Here is a 2,694-nt window from a genome sequence, read left to right on the forward strand (position 1 = left end):
ATGGATATTATGAAATAGATGGTAAAAGAGCTTTGAAGGATCTGGAAAAGATACATGAAATTCAGGAGCAAAATGGAATAAATTCTGTAGAAACTAAACAAAAAGTTGGTGAATATATCGTAGATGAACTGGAGAAAATGTATCGAATGTTTCCAGTGTTTGATGATGAATATGTACAGGACATTATTTACGAACAATCAAAGAGAGAAACTAATAAGAAAGAATTGGTTGAAGGGGAAAATATAGCAGGTTATATATGGGGAAGAAATAGCAACAATCCATTGGTTTTAGTTACAAATTATGGTAGCGATTTACATGAAAATGGTGTTTCAGTTGCTACACTTTTAGAATTGGCACGGAGTTTAAGTGAAAAAAACAATCAAAATATGGCTAGTAGAACTATAGTGTTTCTATTTGTAGATGGTAGTTTGGACAATGGTTTAGGTGTATATAATGCAATAGGGAATAAAAACATTGATATAAATAGTTTTTATATTTATTTGAATTATTTAGGATTAGAAGATAGCAATAAACTATATATGGATACCTCATCTGTTTCTAGTGCCTATAAACGTCATTATAATAATATAAAAAACATAAAAGAAGTAGCAAAAGAAGTAAAAATTCCTATAAAACAAGATTATTTTGATAATATGTTTATTGATGTAGAAACTTTTATAGAAAACAAAGTGTCTGGATTAGCTATATCAGGAATAGGAAAAGTAGAATATAGCCGATATGTTAAGTTGAATGAGCAAGATAAAAATGATATAAATGGAATAAACTCTAAAATAGTGGCAGACCAAATTCAATTTATTATGAATATAGTTGAAAAATATGCTTGGAGTGATAAGTATTGGTTAGGGGATTCTTATTAGAATCTATAAAAGGGCTATTATTATTTGGTTATAATAATAGCCCTTTTAAATAATCCCTTAACTAAAGTGTTCTATAGCTATTGCTATAGAAATATATATAATTTTCAAGGAGGGGTTAGGTATGACCTTAAAGGAAATGGAAAAAATTTGTCCTATCTGTGGGAAACCTAATAATTGTCAACATGGTCAAGGGAACTGTTGGTGTGAAAATGTATCTATACCTGAGTATATTTTAGATTTAGTTCCAGAGGATAAAAAAGGGAAAGTATGTATTTGTAAAGATTGTATAAATAAATATACAAAAGAATAAAAGCAATGAAGAGGTGTTAATATGATAGTAGAAACATATCCAAATATTTATAGATTAGAGATACCATTGCCGAATAATCCATTAAAGGCATTAAATAGTTATATAATTAAATCTGAGGACAAAAACTTAATAATTGATACTGGATTTAATAGAAAAGAATGCAAAGATACATTGATGAAAGGGTTAAAGAATTTAAACATAGATCTTAACAATTCCTATCTTTTAATAACACATCTACACTCGGATCATTCAGGATTAGCCGCTGCTCTAAATCAGGAAGGGGTTAAGGTATATGCAGGAGAAGTAGATGGCAAGATGATAAATGAGATGAGTGGTGAAAAGTATTGGGAAAGGTTTGATGAATTTAAAGTACTATTCGATCTTGATAAAGATAATATATCCTTTGATGATCATCCTGGTTATAAATATTGTCCTAAGGAGCCAATAGATTTTGTATCATTACAAGAAGGAAATATTTTAAATGTAGGGAATTATCATTTGGAGGTAGTTGATATACCTGGGCATACTCCAGGACATATTGGTCTATACGAAAAGAAACACAAATTATTTTTTGGTGGAGATCATATATTAGACAGTATTACTCCTAATATTGCTTTTTGGGGATTTGATGAAGATATATTAGATACATATTTTAAAAGTTTAAATAAGATATATAATTATGATATTAAGACTGTATTTCCTTCCCATAGAAAAATAGTTAGAAATCATAAGAAAAGAATTAATGAACTTTTAGAGCATCATGGTAAACGATTAGAGGAGATAAAAGAAATTCTAAAGGATAATAAGATGACTGTTAGGGATGTAGCGTCAAAAATGCACTGGGATTTAAGACATAATAGCTGGGAAGATTTTCCCAATCCTCAAAAATGGTTTGCTTCAGGAGAGGCTATGAGCCATTTGGAACATTTGGTTTGTATAGGAGAAGTAGATAAAAATATAGAAAATGGAAGATTGTTTTATAAATTGATTTAAAATAGTATGTTATGGGACAGACAGAGCAGTTTCGAATTTTCCATAAAATTAAATAGATCATTGAAAAACTATTATATTCAGTCGAAATATATGGTATCCTAAAGAAGAAACTATTTAGAAAGGAATTTAAAGATGAATAAGAGAATATATCAAATTATCTTTTTATTTTTGATATTAACTACTCTATTAAATCTAAGTGGATGTAAAAAGGTAGAAAAAAATGAAGAACGAACAGAAGGAGGCGTTGATGTGGTATTAGAACAATTAGAATTACCAAAAAAAGATGAGGAGATTATCGTAATGGAAACCAATTATGGAACCATTAAGATAAGGCTTTTTCCTAAAGTAGCACCTAAGGCAGTGGAAAATTTCAAAACTCATGTTGAAAATGGATATTATGATGGATTGACTTTCCATAGGGTAATAGAAGGTTTCATGATACAGGGTGGAGATCCAATTGGAAATGGAACTGGTGGGGAAAGTATATGGGGTAAACCTTTTGAGGATGAATTT

4 protein-coding genes are annotated in these 2,694 nt (G+C 29.4%); all 4 read left to right on the forward strand.

Annotation, left to right across the window (positions count from 1 at the left end; genetic code table 11):
* On the forward strand, positions 1-878 hold an 878-nt coding region (locus VK998_RS06995), incomplete at its 5' end, for a M28 family peptidase (RefSeq protein ID WP_325226921.1).
* 121 nt (positions 879-999) lie between these two features.
* Positions 1,000-1,188, forward strand: a complete 189-nt coding sequence (locus VK998_RS07000; RefSeq protein ID WP_325226924.1) for a cysteine-rich CWC family protein — start codon at positions 1,000-1,002, stop codon at positions 1,186-1,188.
* Between the two features lie 21 nt (positions 1,189-1,209).
* The gene (locus VK998_RS07005) at positions 1,210-2,181 is read left to right on the forward strand and encodes an MBL fold metallo-hydrolase (RefSeq protein WP_325226926.1); all 972 of its coding nucleotides are present in this window, start codon (positions 1,210-1,212) and stop codon (positions 2,179-2,181) included.
* 132 nt (positions 2,182-2,313) lie between these two features.
* The coding region (locus VK998_RS07010; RefSeq protein ID WP_325226929.1) for a peptidylprolyl isomerase at positions 2,314-2,694 on the forward strand (381 nt) is incomplete at its 3' end.

It is taken from the genome of Schnuerera sp. (assembly GCF_035459645.1).
Lineage (GTDB): Bacteria > Bacillota > Clostridia > Tissierellales > Tepidimicrobiaceae > Schnuerera.

Coding starts and splice junctions, on each gene's coding strand:
- VK998_RS07000 (WP_325226924.1), top strand. CDS start 1,000: ATGACCTTAAAGGAAATGGAAAAAATTTGTCCTATCTGTGGGAAACCT.
- VK998_RS07005 (WP_325226926.1), top strand. CDS start 1,210: ATGATAGTAGAAACATATCCAAATATTTATAGATTAGAGATACCATTG.